A 15,123-nucleotide genomic window follows, 5' to 3' on the forward strand; every position below is an offset into this window, starting at 1 on the left:
CGGCCGGCATCGACGGCTGACTAGCATCACCGGCTGTGGACGACAGACGGTGGCGGGATCCGCAGTGGCTGGCCCGGGTGCGGGACTGGATCGACGGCCGGCTCGACGAGCTCGGGACGGCCCGGACCGGCCCGGTCCTGCAACCGCACGTCTACCCGTGGTCGACGGTGCTGCGCGTGCCGACCGCCGCCGGTGACGTCTGGTTCAAGGCCAACGCCGACTCGCTGCGCCACGAAGCGGCCGTCGTGACACGGATCGCCGCCCGCCGCCCCGACGCGGTGCCGCCGCCGCTGGCCGCCGACCTCGACACCGGGTGGATGCTGATGGCCGACGCCGGGCAGACGCTGCGGGTGGTGACGCAGCGCGAGCAGAGTCTGGACCGGTGGTACGACGTCCTGCCGCTGTACGCCGCAGTGCAGCTCGACGTGGCCGACGACGTCGACGACCTGCTCGCCCTCGGTGTGCCCGACCGGCGGCTGGCCACCCTGCCGCAGGCGTACGAACGGATCGTCGACGAGGTCGGCGCGGGCCGACGATTCCGCGACGCGGCGCCGATGGTGGCCGAGCTGTGCGCCGAGCTGGCGCAGTACGGGCTGCCGGAGCTGCTGCAGCACGACGACCTGCACGACGCGCAGGTCTTCGTCCGCGAAGGCCGCCACCTCATCATGGACTGGGGTGACGCCTGCGTGTCGCACCCGTTCTTCACCCTGTCGGTCGCCCTCGAAGGCGGGCTGGCGTGGGGACTTGACGACGTGCGGGACTCGGTCGACACCGCGCCGTTCCGGGACGCCTACCTGGCGCCGTACGCCGAACGGTTCACCGGCGACCTGGTGGCCGCGACCCGGGTGGCGCTGCGCCTGGGCTGGGTGTGCCGTGCGGTCAACGGGCACGTGCCCGGCGACGACAAACAGACCCTGACCCGGCTGCGGATGTTCCTCGACGGCCGACCGTAGTCGACCTCCGGCAGACCGGCACCTGAGTGGACCGGGACTGGGAGAATACCAGGATGTCGCACCCTCGGCCTCGGCTCCGGTCCGGTGTGGAGCAGTTGCCCGTCTGGTACGTCGCGACCGGGGTCGCCGCAGTACTGGTCGGCGCCGTCACCGGCGGCGTCGGACTGCTGGTGCTGTCCGCGCTGCGGATCGGGTGCCGCCCGGCCGGTGGGGACGTGTCGCCCGGCGTGCCGCTGCAGTGCCCCGACGGCACCGGCAAGGTCCTTCCCGCGCTGGTGTTCGCGGGCCTCGGCGGTGTTGCCGTCGTGGCGGTCGCGTCGGTGCTGATCAGTCGGCGGGCCGACGCGTCCACGGTTGCCCGTGTCGCCCGGCATACGTTGTGGCTGGCCGTCGCGGTGGTGGCGCTGCCCGCGCTGGCATGGGTCAGCGCGGCGTTCACCGCTTCGGCGACGCGACAGACCTTCTGGGGTGTCGCGGCAGTCGTCTGCGCGGTGCTCGTCTTCGTCGCGATTCCGCTGGTCACGTCCTACGTCCGGCCGGCGTCCACGACGGTGGTGCTGGCGGTCTGTCTGGTGGTGCCCGTCGCGGCCGTCCTGGTCGGCTGGTGGCTGCCGCTGCTCCTACCGATCACCCTGCCGGTGACCGCCGTCTGGCTGGCGGCGCTGCATTTGACGAGGGTCGCCACCGGATCTCGACCTGGCTGAGAGCAACCGTTCCTCGCCGTATTCAACGTATATCGCATCGGGGGTCTTGCGGCAAGACCCGGGTCGCGGCGCAGAATGTGCGACCGAAGCCATCAGCTGCGAAAACTCGGATTCACGTACGTGTGTCCGCTGATCGACGCTGCCCGGATGGCTGATCGCAGAAATGGGGGAACCGAATGTTCGACGTCATCATTGCCGGCGGCGGGCCGACCGGTGTGATGCTGGCCAGCGAGTTACGGCTGCACGGCGTATCCGTACTCGTCGTGGAAAAGGACACGGAGCCGACCAGCCACGTCCGCGCGGGCGGCCTGCATGTCCGCAGCATCGAGATCATGGACCAGCGCGGCCTGCTGGACCGGTTCCTCGCGTACGGCCAGCGGTATCCGTTCGGCGGCTTCGCCGGCATCGACAAACCCGCGCCGGACCGGCTGGACACCGCGCACGGGTACGTGCTCGCCATCCCGCAACCCGTCACCGACCGCCTGCTGACCGAACGCGCCGCCGAACTCGGTGCCGAGATCCGGCGCGGCTGCGAACTGGTCGGCCTGCGCCAGGACGACGGTCAGGTGACCGCGGAACTGGCCGACGGGACGCGGCTGCGTTCGCGCTACCTGGTCGGCTGCGACGGCGGCCGCAGCACGGTGCGCAACCTGCTCGGCGTCGCCTTTCCCGGCGAACCGACCCGGGTCGACACCCTGCTGGGCGAGATGACGGTGGCCGTAGCGCCGGAGACCGTCGCCGCCGTGGTCGCCGAGGTCCGCGCCACCGAGAAACGGTTCGGGGCCGCGCCGCTGGGCGACGGCGTGTACCGGCTGGTGGTGCCCGCCGCAGGGGTGGCCGCCGACCGTAGCGTCGCACCGACCATCGAGGAGTTCGCCCGGCAACTGCGGGTGACCGCCGGCACCGACTTCGGCGTGCACTCACCGCGCTGGCTGTCCCGGTTCGGCGACGCCACCCGGCTGGCGCAGCGCTACCGGGTCGGCCGGGTGCTGCTGGCCGGCGACGCCGCGCACATCCACCCGCCGCTCGGCGGCCAGGGCCTCAACCTCGGCATCCAGGACGCGGTCAACCTGGGCTGGAAACTCGCGGCGGAGGTCGCCGGCTGGGCACCCGACGGGCTGCTCGACAGCTACCACACCGAACGAAACCCGGTGGCCGCCGCCGTGCTGGACAACACCCGGGCGCAGATGGAGCTGCTGTCCACCGAGCCGGGCCCGCAGGCGGTGCGCCGGCTGCTCGCCGAGCTGATGGACATCGAGGAGGTCAGCCGTCGCCTGATCGAGAAGGTCACCGCCATCGGGATCCGCTACGACGTCGGCGGCGAGGACGGGGACGTCGGTGGCGGCTCGGCCCATGACCTGCTCGGCCGGCGGCTGCGCGACATCCGGCTGACCGGCGGCCGCCGCCTCTACGAGCTGACACACGGCGGCCGAGGGCTGCTGCTCGACCAGGCCGGCCGGCTGTCGGTCACCGGCTGGGCGGACCGGGTCGACCACGTCGTCGACGCCAGCGACGAACTGGACGTACCCGCCGTCCTGCTGCGCCCCGACGGCCACGTGGCGTGGGTCGGCGACGACCAGCAGGATCTGCTCCACCACCTGCCCCGTTGGTTCGGCACCGCCGACAACCGGCCCAGGTCCGCCGTGTCGACACCGTAAGGCCGGCTCGCGGCGGGATCGCCCGCTACCCTGGATGACGTGAGACGCAGCGAAGCCGAGGGTGGCATCGTGCCGTACCTGGCTCGGCCGGGTCGACGCGCGGCAGTCGTTGCTGACCTCGCGCAGCTGCGCGGACCAGTCAGTGGCGTCGTCGAGTTGCCGCATCGGCTGCACTGGCAGCCCGACCGCCGGGTCAATCTCGACAACCCCGCACTGCTGCGGTGGATGTACGAAACCGTTCTGGTCGAGGCGGTCACCCCGGTCGAGCTGGTCACCTGGCTGCACGGCCCGACGCTGGTCCGGCTCTGGCTGGACCTGTGGGTTCCACGTGGCGTCAGACAGGCCTGGGAGCAACGGCACCCGCAGCTGCGCAGCGCCCACCAGCCCGCCGCCGCGTGACATCAGAGGAGTTCCAGGCCGAGGTGGCACGGCTGGCGCTCGCCGTGGCCCAGCGACACGGCTTCGCGTTAGCGGGCGGACACGCGCTGATCGCATACGGCGTGGTGGACCGGCCAACCGAAGACGTCGACCTGTTCACGGACCAGTCCGGTGGGGTCACCGCAGCTGCCGACCTGGTGATGTCGACCCTGAGTCGTGCTGGACTGCACGTCGAGGCGGTCACGGATTCAGCCGACCTCGGCGACGTCTTCGACGGTTTCGAGCATGATCTCGTCGAGTGCGAGGTGCGGCGCGGGGACCAGACGGTGCGGCTGCAAATGGTGCGGTTTGACCGGCATCACCAGCCGGTCATGATGCAGATCGGGCCGGTGCTGCACCTTGATGACGTGGTTGCCACAAAGGTGGTGGCACTCGCTACCCGGGCTGCCCCTCGCGATTACATCGATACTGCCGCCGCCCTCGCCCGCTACTCCAGGGATCGGCTGATCGAGCTCGCCCGGCAGGCGGATTCTGGTCTGACCGAGGAGGACTTCACCGATGCCATGCAGCGGCTGGACCGGATGGACGACGCCGTCTTCCGCGAGATCTATGGGCTGACCGCGACACAGGTCAACGAGATTCGCCACGGCTTCTCCACCTGGCCGAGGTTTGCGCCCTGACCCGCGCGGGCAGGCGGCCCGGTAGGTTGGGGCTGCCTCGGTGAGCGGCCACGTACGCATGGTCAGGCGGCCGGTCCACCGTGGCGCTGAGCGGACAGGGGAGGCCCCTCGGGTGAAGATCATCGCGTTGTCCTGCACACAGAAGCGTCTGCCGTCGCTGACCGACGCGTTGCTCGAGGCGGCGATCAGCGGTGTCGTCCGGGAGGTGGGCGACGCGCGGATCGAGCGGATCCGGTTGATCGACCATCGCATCGCGATGTGCGAGGGCGAGGACACCTGCCTGGACCCCGAGGTGGGACGGTGCACACTCGACGACGACTTCGCGCAGGTCGTCGACCTGGCCGAGGGCGCGCAGGCGATGCTGCTCGCGATGCCCGTGTACGCGGGCAACGTACCGGCGGTGTTGAAGATCTTCCAGGAGCGGTTGAAGAGTTTCATGAACGCCGGGCAGCGCCCGTTCGGCAACCTGCTGGTGGGGACGATCGTGCATTCGCGCACGATGCTGACCGAGCCCGCGCTGGGTTCGTTGTTCCCGTGGTACCTGCGGCTACGGAACAGGAACGTGGCGTCGGCGTGCGTCACCCAGGGCGAGCATCAGGACCTGACCCGTACGGCCGCGGTCGACCTGTGTGTGGCGGTGGGCCGGCAGCTCGGCATGACGCTCGACGTCAGCCGGTCGCCGGCACACGCGCGGACGGCGTTGCCGGTGGTTCAGTCGCCGGTCCGGCCACGCTGCGGCGACCCGGCCGCGTCGTCGTCTTCCGGTGGGTGAGCGGACTCCGCGCGCCAGGTGCACCCGTCGCCGGCCTGGTCGCACGACACTGTGACGTCCGGTTCCACGTAGCGGGCGGCGATCGCCGTGTTGAGTTCCTGGCAGTACGGGCACGGTGACGAGAAGGTCAGCACGACGCCGGCGCGGGCGGCCCGTCTGCGGTAGCGGAGGATCCCGCAGTCGGCGTTGCGCAGCACGGTGCCGGACGGCTGGGGCTCACTGGTCACCGCCGAGTCGTACAGCAGCAGTTGACGTTGCAGCCGGGTCATGAAGTGGTCGGTGGCGGACACCCCGGCCGGCCGTTGCGCCCGCAGCAGGTCGGCGGTGATGCGCGAGTTCGCCTGGATCCACGCGGCCAGGCCTTCTTCGCCGTGTTCTCCGAGGATGAACTCCTCAGCGGCGGCCTGGGCTTCGAAGAACCGCTGCCGCCACAGGTCGACCTTCTCGGCCGGGTCGAGGGGCGACGGTTCACCGGTCAACGTCGGTGTCCCTGCCGGTAGCGGCGTCAAGTTCGGCGAAGACCTCCTGAGCGACCCGCAGCCCGTTGTTGGCGACCGGCCAGCCGCCGTAGTAGGCCAGTTGGATGATGACTTCGATGATCTTCTCCCGCGACATTCCGAGGTGCAGGGCGGCGCCGATGTGGCCGCGCAGCTCCCAGTCGGTGCGCGCCAGGGTGACCGCGCTCAACGCGACCAGTTCACGTTCCTCGACGCTCAGGTGCGGGCGGGTCCAGATCTCACCGAACAGGTGGTCGACGGTGAGCTGCAGGAACTCCGGGTAGGAACCGGGGCGTGGTTCGCGCCCGAAGACCTGCTGGAACATGGCCTCGCCTCGGTCACGTCGGGCAGTCGGCTGATCCATCGGTCAACTCCTTCGGGTCGGTGGGACAGTGGTCATCGGTCGAACCGTGGTCAACGTCCACGCCGCCGCGAAGGCGACGACCAGCAGCGCCGCGCCGCTGCCGAAGGCGGCCGCGACGCCCGCCTGCTCGGCGACGAGCCCGACGACGACCGGTCCGACGACGGCACCGATGTCGGTGCACATTGAGAAGACGGCGACGCCGCTGCCGGCCCGGCCTGCGACGACGTCCCCGATCAGCGCCGCCGGTGCGGCGTTGAGCAGCGCCGATCCCGCCGCATACCCGCAGAGTCCGACGACGAGCCAGGCGTAGGTGTCCACGAACACCAGGGCGGTGATCGCCGTGGCGGCCAGCCCGGTGCCGGCGATCATGGCGGGTCGCCGGCCGGCCCGGTCGACGACCCGACCGGCCGGCATGATCAGCAGCGCCTGGACGACGGCGGAGATGGTGAACGCCCACCCGACCCAGGTCACGTCGTGTCCCCACCCGACGACCACGGTGGGGACCAGCGCGCTGCGTAGTCCGAACAGGACCCAGCCCTGCGCCAGTGCCGCCGTACAGGCCACCAGGTAGCGCCGGTCCCGCAGCAGGACCGGCAGTCGGACCACGGCACGGCCCGGTTGGGTGCCGGCGCGTGGACCGGTACGCAGCACCGCCAGGGTCAGCACCGTGGCGGCCAGCAGCAGCACGGCGTACGCGATGAACGGCGCGGACAGGGTGATGAGCGCGAACAGCCCGCCGAGTGCCGGCCCGCAGATGCCGCCGAGCAGGAAGCCCGCCTCGAACACGGCGCTGGCCCGGCCCCGCTGGTCGGCGGGGGCGACCGCCAGCAGCGTCGCCAGCGCGGACACCGAGAACAGCACCGAGCCGACGCCGCCGAGGCCGCGGAACACGAGCAGTTGCCCGTACGTTCCGGCGAACGCGGTCAGGGCCGAGGAGACCGCGCACAGCAGCAGGCCGGCGACGAGCACCCGCCGTTCCCCGAACCGGGCGGCGAGCCGGCCGCAGAACGGGCTGGCGGCCAGCCGCAGCAACGCGAACAGGGCGACGAGTACGCCGATCTGGGCCGGTCCGGCCCCGAACGTCGCCGCGTAGACCGGCAGCACCGGCAGCACCAGCCCAAGGCCCAGCATGACGCAGCCACCGACGACGCTGAGGACGTAGACCTCGCGGGGCAGGCCCGGCGGCGCGGTGGCGGCGACGGGTGGGGCGCTGCCCGGGGCGGCCGCCGTCACTGTCCGGTCACAGGATGATGCTGAGCTTGCCGTGCTCGTACAACGTCTCGTGGTCGAGCACGACGAGCCGTCGGCGGACCCGGAACGTCCCGCCGTCGACGACGAGCTCGAACCGGTACTTGCCGACGTACGCGTCGGAGCGCCCGTGCCCGAACCGGTGCACGACGACGTTCGCCGCCACGTCGAGGTGGGTGCCCCGGTCGGCCAGGATCTCCACGTTGGTGATCATCCGGTTGGTCCGCGACCGGGGGTTCTCGCACCACACCTCGCCGTTGAGCAGCTGTTCGATGCGCTGGCGCAGCCGGGCGGCGTCGTCGTCGATGAGCCCGAGCGCGTCGGCCGGCTCGCCGCGCACGTCGGTGGCCGGCACCGAGTAGCGGATGTCGGCGGTCAGCATCTCGTCGTACCACTGGCGTAGCCGCCACTCGTCGAGCAGCCGCGCCTCCCGGAAGAGGAACTGGCTCACCTGGTGCCACAGCCGCACCTGGGCCGCGTCGTCGACCGTCAGCTCGGTGATCATCGTGGTCACGCCCCTTGCATCAGCCGGTCCCACTGCCGCCAGAACTCGCGGGCGGGAAGCTCGTCGGTGGTCTCCGGGACCGCTTTGTTCATGCCGCGGGACAGGTCCGAGTAGCGGACCGCGCGGTTGAGGTACCCCCGCTGGCACGACTCGATGATCTCGATGTCGTCGGGGGTGGCGAAGCCGGCGGGGCCGAGGAACGTCAGGTAGTGGCTCTTGCGCAGTTCCCGGATGTCGGGGTCCTCGTCGCGGGGGGCCAGGGCGACCGAGGTGATGGCCATCTGGTCGGCGCCGACCGGGTCGATCTTGCGGATGGTGATCGCGATCGCGTCGATGATCATCAGGTTGGGGAAGATCAGCACCGCGCGGTTGGTGCCGGTGATCCGTTCGGCGCGTTGCGCACCGAACCGCTCGACGAACCGGGCGGCCGTCGCCTCGATCCGGGGCCGCACGTCGGCGGCGAACATCGGCGTCCAGTAGGCGAGCGGGCGGGCCGCCGCCGGTGGCAGCTCGTTGGCGCCGTGCCCCAGCCCGAGGGCGCGGCCGAAGCCGCCCCGGCGTCGCGGCGGCACCGACCCCAGCGACTCCATGTAGCCGACGTACCGCTTGTGCAGGGCCCGGAAGTGGTAGATGTCGACGCTGTTCTCCATCATCAGCTTCCAGTTGGCCCGGGCGCCGTGCAGCTGCGCACCCTGGATGACCTCCATCCCGACCTCCGACTGGTCGTCGATCAGGTCGAGGTACTCCGTCGCACCCGCCAGGTACTCGGTCAGGGTGCGCGGCTGCTCCGGGTCGAAGGTGACGAACACGAAACCCCGGTAGCTGTCGCTGCGGTGCCGTGCCAGGCCGAAGTCCGCCTTGCGGAAACCGGGCCCGTACCCGTCCGGAATCGGGACGCCGACCAGGTCGCCCTGGTTGGAGAACGTCCAGTCGTGGTACGGGCAGCGGAACGACCGGGCCTGCCCGGCCGGCTGCGAACAGACCAGCGCCCCACGGTGCGGGCAGCTGTTGGCGAACACCCGGAGCACCCCGTCGGAACCACGCGCCATCACCACCGGCCGCCCGCCGACGTCACGTGTCACATAGGAGCCCGGCTCGGGCACCTCCGACTCGTGTCCGACGTACAGCCAGCAGCGGTCGAAGATCCTGGTCATCTCCCGTGCGGCCAGGTCGTCGTCGGTGTAGGCGCGGCGATCCACCCGGAACGACAGACGTTCGGGGTCGTCGACCACGATCGGGTCGCCGACCGGCCGCTGCAGTTCGATCGTCACCGCTCGCCCTCGCTCCGCATCGTCTCGACAGTGCCGACGACCAGCTCGGCGGTGCGTGCGGCGGAGTCGCCGCACTGCGGCTGCGCGGCGCGCAGCCGGGCCCGGTAGTCCCGGGCGGGGTCGAGCAGGTCGGTGACCGCGTCGGCGACCGTCTGCCGGGTGACACCGGCCGGTTCCAGCGCCGTCCCGAAACCGGCGCTGCCCACGAAGGACGCCTGGATGGGCTGATCGACGGCCAGCGGGATGACCAGCATCGGGGTCTGCGCCCGGATCGACTCGGCCACCGAGTTGTATCCGCCGTGGGTGATGAACACGTCGGCGCGGTCGAGCACCTCACGTTGCGGCAGGTACGGGGCGGTGAGCACGTCGTCGGGCAGTGCCAGCTCCTCGGCGAGGTCCCCGACCGACGCGACCACCTGCGCGCCGGTCGCCGCAGCCCCGGTGATCACCGTACGCAGCAGGTCCGGCCGCCGGTAGAAGATCGTTCCGAAGGAGACGTACACCAGCGGACGGTCGGGGTCGATCCGGTCCAGGCCGGGGAAGGTGACCTCGTCGCCGCGGGCGCCCGCCGCCCCGGGTAGTCCGACCAGCTGTACCCCGTCGTCGGTGACCGCGTCGTCGCCGACCAGGGCGGGAATCGTCGGCATCAGATTGAGGACCGGCGAACGCGCCGAATGGGTCCGGGTCGACCACGACACCCCGTGCCTGGTCAGATAGTCGCCGACCTGTTCGTCGTACGGCCAGCGGCCCCGCCGATGCTCGGCCGGGCACACTCCGCCCAGATTGGCCCAGATCATTCCGTACGGCACGCCGGATGCGTGCGCGCCGACCATGGCCGACGCTGTGACCGGCAGCGAGTCGACGAGCACGAAATCCGGTGCCGTCGCGCGCAGCACGTCGGCTGTCTGCCCGGCCACCGGCGACGACTGCAGCATCGGGCCGATCTTCGCCGGATCGTCGCTCCACGGTGCCATCTCGACCTGCCCGACCGCGTGCACCTCCGCCTTGCCCAGGGCCTGGCCGCGCTGCTCGTCGAGCACGCCACCATCAGCCGACAACAACAGCAGCGCGACGTCACAGCCGGTGGCCTGAAGCGCGTTGACCACGGGAACGTACGGGTTCAGGTGGCCATGCTGCGTGGTGGTGAGCAGGGCGACACGCATCAGATCTCCGATCCGTAGAGAGCAGACGGCCGGGCCGACCCCGGATCCAGATGTCCTGAGGCACAACGCATTGGCACCATCCTTGAGGGACACATCGACGACCCTCAGGTAGTTGCGCAAAAGACTGCCGGGGTGCGCGATCGATGTCAACACCTCACGACAGACGTCGGCAACACCGCTCCGCTGGACGCGACGACGAGCGGAATCCGCCAAATCCTCACTCACGTCGCCGAATCCCGGCTCATCCCCATGAATCCGGACGTGCCGCATCTGGCGGGCGGTCCGCCAGAGTGACTCGCAAAGCTGCGCAGCCCGACCCCCCCGGGCCGCCGCACTGGCTGAACTCTGCGATCCGTCGCCGCCGCGCGCCAGAAAGGTGCACCCGACTCTGCTGGAAACCTGGCGGAGATACCCACATCCGGCAAGTCAGGTGCACCCGCACCGGATCGTCAGATGGCGATCAGTCGGTCGAGCCGATCGGCGACGAGCCGTTGGTAGTCCGACTCCTCGAGCTCGACTATCAGCTGCATTTCCGCGACTACGGGGTCGAGATCCACCCCGGGTGGAAGCGGGATGGTAATCGTCGAGTCGGGGGCGGCCGTCGGACCCGAAGACGTTTGCTTGGCGTTGACGGTGTTGCCGTTCTTGTCGGTCGCCGCGACCTCCACGCTAGCCGGAGTTCCCGAGTCGTTCGTCTCGAGCGTGAAGTTGAAGTTGTGACTGCCCAAATCCTTGACAAACGTCCCTACCATGCCACTCAGCAGGTTGATGCCGACCCCTATGCCCACCGATCTGGCGACGGCCCACAATTTGCGGCCGCTGGCGGCGTTGGAGAGGGTAACCAGCGGCGTCGGCGCCGCAGCGACCTGTCCGTTGATGAAGGTGCTCATTTCGGTCCGACATCTGAATGCATGATGGGCCCTGACCGGCTGGTGAAGAGACAGGCTGGCGTCTTGGCCGCTTCGGGTGACCGAGTAGGACAGCCCGATGTCGTTGTCGGTGTTGTTCTTGACGTACAGCTCGAGGTTGCCGCCATCGACGCTGCCCCATTCGAACTGGAGGTCCCCGACCTGGAAAGGCGGCGGGATCGCGTTGCCCTGCTGCGTGCTGAGCGCGGTGGGCAGCACCTGCGCGGCGACGTTCGCGACCTTCAAGGCTGTGCCCAGCCAACTGCCGAGACCGAGTAGCCCGGTCGTCGGTGCCGTCGCCGCCACCGGCTGCGCGGGGGGCGCGGGCATCGGCTTGACAGGCGGGGCCGCCGCCGCCGGGGATTCCGGGAGGAAGGTGCTGCCGACGGCCGCTGCGGCGGCGACCCCGCCGACCGCCGCACCTCGCACCACGTCGCGTCGACTCAATGGCCGCTGCCCGTACGATTCGCTCATTTGCTCACCCATCTTCCGATTTGGTTGCCCCTGGCCTCTCGGGGCAAACCGGACGGTGCCGTCCGTGGCACCAGTGGGTCGAATATTAGAAAACGTCGATGCCAGCGGGGAAGAGTTCTATTTACGTATAGTGATCACTCGGGCACGAAGAGTGGCGCATACCCTGGTCTGCCAGGGGATTCCGATCTTCGGCCGCTTCCAGGTAGTTCCTCGCCGATGGTGACGCGCTGTGGCGGGACCGAGGTCCGAAACCTCACTCACTGAGCCGCCCCCCTGCCTGACGGGCCATCGTGTCGGCGGCGTCGGCCAGGACGCGCCGCATCGTGGCGGTGCCGGTGTGGCCGGCGTCGCCGATGACGTGCAGCCGCGCGTCGGGCCAGGCCTGCGCGATCTCCCACGGGGTGATCGCCGGCCCGCTGACGTCGGTACGCCCGTGGATCAGCACCCCCGGGATTCCGGCCAGCTTCGGCACGTTGCGCAGGATCTCGCCGTCGGCGAGGAACGCACCGTTGCCGAAGTAGTGCGCGCAGATCCGGGTCATCGTGAGCCGCTGCCGCAGCTCCCGGTCGGAGTACGCGCCCGGGTTGCCGTTGTGTTCCTCGGAGATCAGCGCGTCCTCCCAGGCGCACCACTCGTCGGCGGCCCGCTGGCGTACCGCCGGGTCGGGGTCGGCGAGCAGTTGGCCGTAGCGCAGCAGCACCGGTTCGATCGGCGGCTCGCTGTCGGTCGGCAGCCGGTAGCCGGGCAGGCCGGCGTGGGCGATGAACCGCTGCCACGCTTCGGGGAAGAACCGGCCGGCACCCCGGTACAGCCAGTCGACCTCGCAGCGGCGGGTCATGGTGACCGCGACGAGGATCATGCCGCGTACCCGGTCGGGGTGGTTCGTCGCGTACGCCAGCGCCAGCGTCGCACCCCAGGAGCCGCCGTACACGACCCAGCTCTCGACACCGAGATACGCGCGCAGCCGTTCGATGTCGGCGACGAGATGGGCGGTGGTGTTGGCGCTCAGGTCGGTGGCCGGGTCGGCCGCCGACGGGGTGCTGCGTCCGCAGTTACGCTGGTCGAACAGGACGAGGCGGAAGCGGTCGGGGTCGAGCGTACGGCGGTGCCGGGGCGTGCATCCGCTGCCCGGCCCGCCGTGCAACATGACGACGGGTACGCCGTCGGGGTTGCCGCAGACCTCCCAGTAGACCTGGTGGCCGTCGCCGACGTCGAGCATCCCGGTGTCGTACGGATCGGTCATGGCGTACTCCTCAGCGGGTGCTGGCAGCGGTGCCGGTGGAGGCACCGGCGGGGGTGACGGCGGCGACGACGAGGTCGACGATGCTGTCGGCGTACTCGTCGGTCAGCGGTCCGGTGCGCAGCAGCCAACGATGGTAGAGCGGGCCGAACAGCAGCTCCACGACCTGGTCCAGGGGAGCGTCGGAGCGGACCTGGCCGGCGTCGCGGGCGGCCTCCAGCCGAGTGTGGACCATGTCCAGTTGGGGGCGGAGCAACCGGTCGCGCGCCTGGTCGGCCAGTTCCTCGTCGGCGAGTGTCTCGATGGTGATGGCGCGGGTGGTGGCGGACAGCCGTGGATCGGCGAACTCGGCGACGGTGGCCCGGAACATCTCGCGCAGGTCGGCCCGCAGGTCACCGGTGTCGGTCAGGGCGAGGACCTCCGGCAAGTTGTCGGTGAGGGCGTCCAGGATGACCCCGCCCTTGCCGCGCCACCAGCGGTAGATGGTCTGCTTGCCGACCCCAGCGCGGGCGGCAATGGCCTCGACGGTGACGGCGGCGTAGCCCTGCTCGGTCAGCAGCGCCAGGGCGGCGGCGAGGATCGCGCGGCGGGACTGTTCGCTGCGCCGGGCGGGCTGTGGGGTCACCACGACAGCCTATCGCGAGACGGTACGTCTCGTCTTGACGCGCTCGGGACACCGTGCTTCTCTCTTCACGAGACGAAACGTCTCGTCTCAGGTCACCGGAGGTTCCCGTGCCGCACATCGCCATGGTCAGCATCCCGTTCCACGGCCACGTCAACCCGAGCCTGGAGATCATCCGCACCCTCGTGCGGCGCGGCCACCGGGTCACCTACGCCAACGACCCCGCCTTCGCCGAGATCATCGAGCGCACCGGCGCCGAGCTGAAACCGTACGAAACGACGCTGCCCAGCGACGGCGGCTCCGGGACCGACGACCCGATCGAGCAGCTCACGCTCTTCCTCGACGACGCCATCGCCATGCTGCCGCAACTGCGGGCCGCGTACGCCGACGACCGGCCCGACCTGTTCCTCTACGACATCGCCGGCGCACCGGCCCGGCTGCTCGGCGAGCAGTGGGGCATCCCGGCCGTCCAGCTGTCGTCGACGTTCGTGGCCTGGAACGGCTACGAACAGGAGATGGCGCCCGCCGTCGCCGCGATGCGGGCCGATCCGCGCGGCGCCGACTACTACCGGCGGTTCGAGCAGTGGCTGGCCTCGGAGGGTTCGTCGGTCACCGACAGCATGGCGTTCCAGGGCCGGCCGACGCGCAGCCTCGTGCTGCCACCGGAGGCGCTCCAGCCCAACGCCGACCGGGTGGACCGGTCCGTCTACAGCTTCGTCGGCCCGGTCCTGGGCGACCGCTCCCACCAGGGGACCTGGGTCCGCCCGGACGGTGTCGACAACGTACTGCTGGTCTCCCTCGGCTCCGCCTTCACCCGGCAGGCCGAGTTCTACCGCCGGTGCGTCGCCGCCTTCGGTGACCTGCCCGGCTGGCACACCGTGCTGCAGATCGGCAGCCACGTCGACCCCGCCGAGCTCGGTCCTGTCCCGGACAGCGTCGAGGTTCACCCGTGGGTGCCGCAGCTCGCCGTACTGGAGCAGGCCGACGCCTTCGTCACTCACGCCGGCATGGGCGGCAGCAGCGAAGGCCTCTACTGCGGGACCCCGATGATCGCCGTACCGCAGGCGGTCGACCAGTTCACGAACGCGGAGCAACTGGCCGGCCTGGGCGTCGCCCGGGTCGTCGACCCGGCCACCGTCACCGCGGCGGAGCTACGCGGGACACTGCTCGCCCTCACAGCGGACCTCGCCGTGGCGGCCCGCAGCGCCGACCTGAAGCAGCAGGCCCGGTCGGCTGGGGGCGCTGACCGGGCCGCTGATCTGATCGAGGCCGAACTCGCCGCTGCTGGCGGACATCACGCCACCGGACCAGGTTCTGTTGCATGTTGGCCAGTTCGGCGTAGCTGACGTTGACCTGCGGTGGCGATCGGCGACCTGGGCACGGCGGCCGGTGTCAGCAGCACCCATCTGGCGCGGCGGTTCAAGGATCTCGTCGGCGGCACGCCGAAGCGGCTGGCCCGCACCTACCGCTTCGCCGCCACCGTGTTCGCGATCGACCCGGCCGGGCCGGTCGACTGGGCCGAGCTCGCCAGCGGCGCCGGCTACCTCTACCAGGCGCATTTCGGCCATGAGTTCCGGGCGTTCACCGGGCTCACGCCGACCCGGTACGTCGAGGTCCGGCGGCGGTTCCTGCGCGAACATCCCGGCCACGTGCTGGACAGCTGGCGCCGCCGGTCGGCCTGAGCGG

Annotated in this window: 16 protein-coding genes and 1 pseudogene; 8 read left to right on the top strand and 9 right to left on the bottom strand. The window is 70.6% G+C overall.

The annotated features are described in order from the left end of the window. Nucleotides 1-35 precede the first annotated feature (35 nt). The 6 genes from ACN27J_RS04460 to ACN27J_RS04485 all read left to right on the top strand — a co-directional run bounded on the left by ACN27J_RS04460 (nucleotide 36) and on the right by ACN27J_RS04485 (nucleotide 5,145). Nucleotides 36-953, top strand: coding sequence for an aminoglycoside phosphotransferase family protein (locus ACN27J_RS04460; RefSeq protein WP_421363850.1), 918 nt, complete (start codon nucleotides 36-38; stop codon nucleotides 951-953). Nucleotides 954-1,006: 53 nt separating this feature from the next. After that, complete coding sequence (locus tag ACN27J_RS04465) at nucleotides 1,007-1,657, top strand: adenylate cyclase (RefSeq protein ID WP_421363853.1); 651 nt, start codon at nucleotides 1,007-1,009, stop codon at nucleotides 1,655-1,657. Between the two features lie 176 nt (nucleotides 1,658-1,833). Beyond that, the gene (rox, locus tag ACN27J_RS04470) at nucleotides 1,834-3,315 is read left to right on the top strand and encodes a rifampin monooxygenase (protein ID WP_421363855.1); all 1,482 of its coding nucleotides are present in this window, start codon (nucleotides 1,834-1,836) and stop codon (nucleotides 3,313-3,315) included. Nucleotides 3,316-3,354: 39 nt separating this feature from the next. Next, entirely contained in the window at nucleotides 3,355-3,714 is a 360-nt protein-coding gene (locus ACN27J_RS04475; RefSeq protein WP_416594298.1) for a hypothetical protein, read from the top strand. 23 nt (nucleotides 3,715-3,737) lie between these two features. Continuing rightward, complete coding sequence (locus ACN27J_RS04480) at nucleotides 3,738-4,373, top strand: nucleotidyl transferase AbiEii/AbiGii toxin family protein (RefSeq protein ID WP_421363859.1); 636 nt, start codon at nucleotides 3,738-3,740, stop codon at nucleotides 4,371-4,373. A gap of 112 nt (nucleotides 4,374-4,485) precedes the next feature. Then, complete coding sequence (locus ACN27J_RS04485) at nucleotides 4,486-5,145, top strand: flavodoxin family protein (protein WP_421363862.1); 660 nt, start codon at nucleotides 4,486-4,488, stop codon at nucleotides 5,143-5,145. Here the strand turns inward: ACN27J_RS04485 and ACN27J_RS04490 are convergent. The 9 genes from ACN27J_RS04490 to ACN27J_RS04530 all read right to left on the bottom strand — a co-directional run bounded on the left by ACN27J_RS04490 (nucleotide 5,085) and on the right by ACN27J_RS04530 (nucleotide 13,440). Then, nucleotides 5,085-5,624 carry a hypothetical protein gene (locus ACN27J_RS04490; protein WP_421363864.1) on the bottom strand — a complete coding sequence of 180 codons (540 nt, stop codon included), beginning with the start codon at nucleotides 5,622-5,624 and terminating at the stop codon, nucleotides 5,085-5,087. The genes ACN27J_RS04485 and ACN27J_RS04490 overlap by 61 nt on opposite strands. After that, entirely contained in the window at nucleotides 5,614-6,006 is a 393-nt protein-coding gene (locus ACN27J_RS04495) for a carboxymuconolactone decarboxylase family protein (RefSeq protein WP_421363865.1), read from the bottom strand. The genes ACN27J_RS04490 and ACN27J_RS04495 overlap by 11 nt, the downstream gene beginning before the upstream one ends. A 3-nt stretch (nucleotides 6,007-6,009) precedes the next feature. Then, on the bottom strand, nucleotides 6,010-7,239 hold the full coding sequence (locus tag ACN27J_RS04500; RefSeq protein WP_421363867.1) for an MFS transporter: 1,230 nt from the start codon (nucleotides 7,237-7,239) through the stop codon (nucleotides 6,010-6,012). Nucleotides 7,240-7,246: 7 nt separating this feature from the next. Continuing rightward, complete coding sequence (locus ACN27J_RS04505) at nucleotides 7,247-7,759, bottom strand: aromatic-ring-hydroxylating dioxygenase subunit beta (protein ID WP_421372111.1); 513 nt, start codon at nucleotides 7,757-7,759, stop codon at nucleotides 7,247-7,249. Between the two features lie 5 nt (nucleotides 7,760-7,764). Beyond that, nucleotides 7,765-9,030, bottom strand: coding sequence for an aromatic ring-hydroxylating oxygenase subunit alpha (locus ACN27J_RS04510; RefSeq protein ID WP_421363869.1), 1,266 nt, complete (start codon nucleotides 9,028-9,030; stop codon nucleotides 7,765-7,767). Further along, nucleotides 9,027-10,193: a glycosyltransferase gene (locus tag ACN27J_RS04515; RefSeq protein WP_421363872.1), complete on the bottom strand. Its 1,167-nt coding sequence runs from the start codon at nucleotides 10,191-10,193 to the stop codon at nucleotides 9,027-9,029. Before ACN27J_RS04515 ends, ACN27J_RS04510 begins: the two co-directional genes overlap by 4 nt. A gap of 449 nt (nucleotides 10,194-10,642) precedes the next feature. Continuing rightward, on the bottom strand, nucleotides 10,643-11,575 hold the full coding sequence (locus ACN27J_RS04520; protein ID WP_421363875.1) for a twin-arginine translocation signal domain-containing protein: 933 nt from the start codon (nucleotides 11,573-11,575) through the stop codon (nucleotides 10,643-10,645). Between the two features lie 253 nt (nucleotides 11,576-11,828). Next, a complete protein-coding gene (gene pip / locus ACN27J_RS04525) occupies nucleotides 11,829-12,818 on the bottom strand; it encodes a prolyl aminopeptidase (protein ID WP_421363878.1) in 990 nt (329 codons plus the stop codon). A gap of 10 nt (nucleotides 12,819-12,828) precedes the next feature. Next, nucleotides 12,829-13,440 (bottom strand): TetR/AcrR family transcriptional regulator, encoded by a 612-nt coding sequence (locus ACN27J_RS04530; RefSeq protein WP_421372112.1) that lies wholly within the window; start codon nucleotides 13,438-13,440, stop codon nucleotides 12,829-12,831. Nucleotides 13,441-13,503: 63 nt separating this feature from the next. On the opposite strand from ACN27J_RS04530, the pseudogene ACN27J_RS04535 reads away from it, so the two are divergent. Together ACN27J_RS04535 and ACN27J_RS04540 are read left to right on the top strand one after the other, a co-directional pair. Beyond that, a pseudogene (locus ACN27J_RS04535) lies at nucleotides 13,504-14,783 on the top strand (macrolide family glycosyltransferase); the annotation flags it as partial. A 12-nt stretch (nucleotides 14,784-14,795) separates the two neighbouring features. Then, entirely contained in the window at nucleotides 14,796-15,119 is a 324-nt protein-coding gene (locus tag ACN27J_RS04540) for a helix-turn-helix domain-containing protein (RefSeq protein ID WP_421363880.1), read from the top strand. The last annotated feature ends 4 nt before the right edge of the window (nucleotides 15,120-15,123 follow it).

This window comes from Solwaraspora sp. WMMB762 (assembly GCF_049179115.1).
GTDB lineage: Bacteria > Actinomycetota > Actinomycetes > Mycobacteriales > Micromonosporaceae > Micromonospora_E.

Bases quoted from the DNA above. Each gene is read 5' to 3' on its own strand.
- ACN27J_RS04465 (WP_421363853.1), top strand. From the start codon at position 1,007: ATGTCGCACCCTCGGCCTCGGCTCCGGTCCGGTGTGGAGCAGTTGCCC.
- ACN27J_RS04495 (WP_421363865.1), bottom strand. From the start codon at position 6,006: ATGGATCAGCCGACTGCCCGACGTGACCGAGGCGAGGCCATGTTCCAG.
- ACN27J_RS04515 (WP_421363872.1), bottom strand. From the start codon at position 10,193: ATGCGTGTCGCCCTGCTCACCACCACGCAGCATGGCCACCTGAACCCG.
- pip (WP_421363878.1), bottom strand. From the start codon at position 12,818: ATGACCGATCCGTACGACACCGGGATGCTCGACGTCGGCGACGGCCAC.
- ACN27J_RS04520 (WP_421363875.1), bottom strand. From the start codon at position 11,575: ATGAGCGAATCGTACGGGCAGCGGCCATTGAGTCGACGCGACGTGGTG.
- rox (WP_421363855.1), top strand. From the start codon at position 1,834: ATGTTCGACGTCATCATTGCCGGCGGCGGGCCGACCGGTGTGATGCTG.
- ACN27J_RS04505 (WP_421372111.1), bottom strand. From the start codon at position 7,759: ATGATCACCGAGCTGACGGTCGACGACGCGGCCCAGGTGCGGCTGTGG.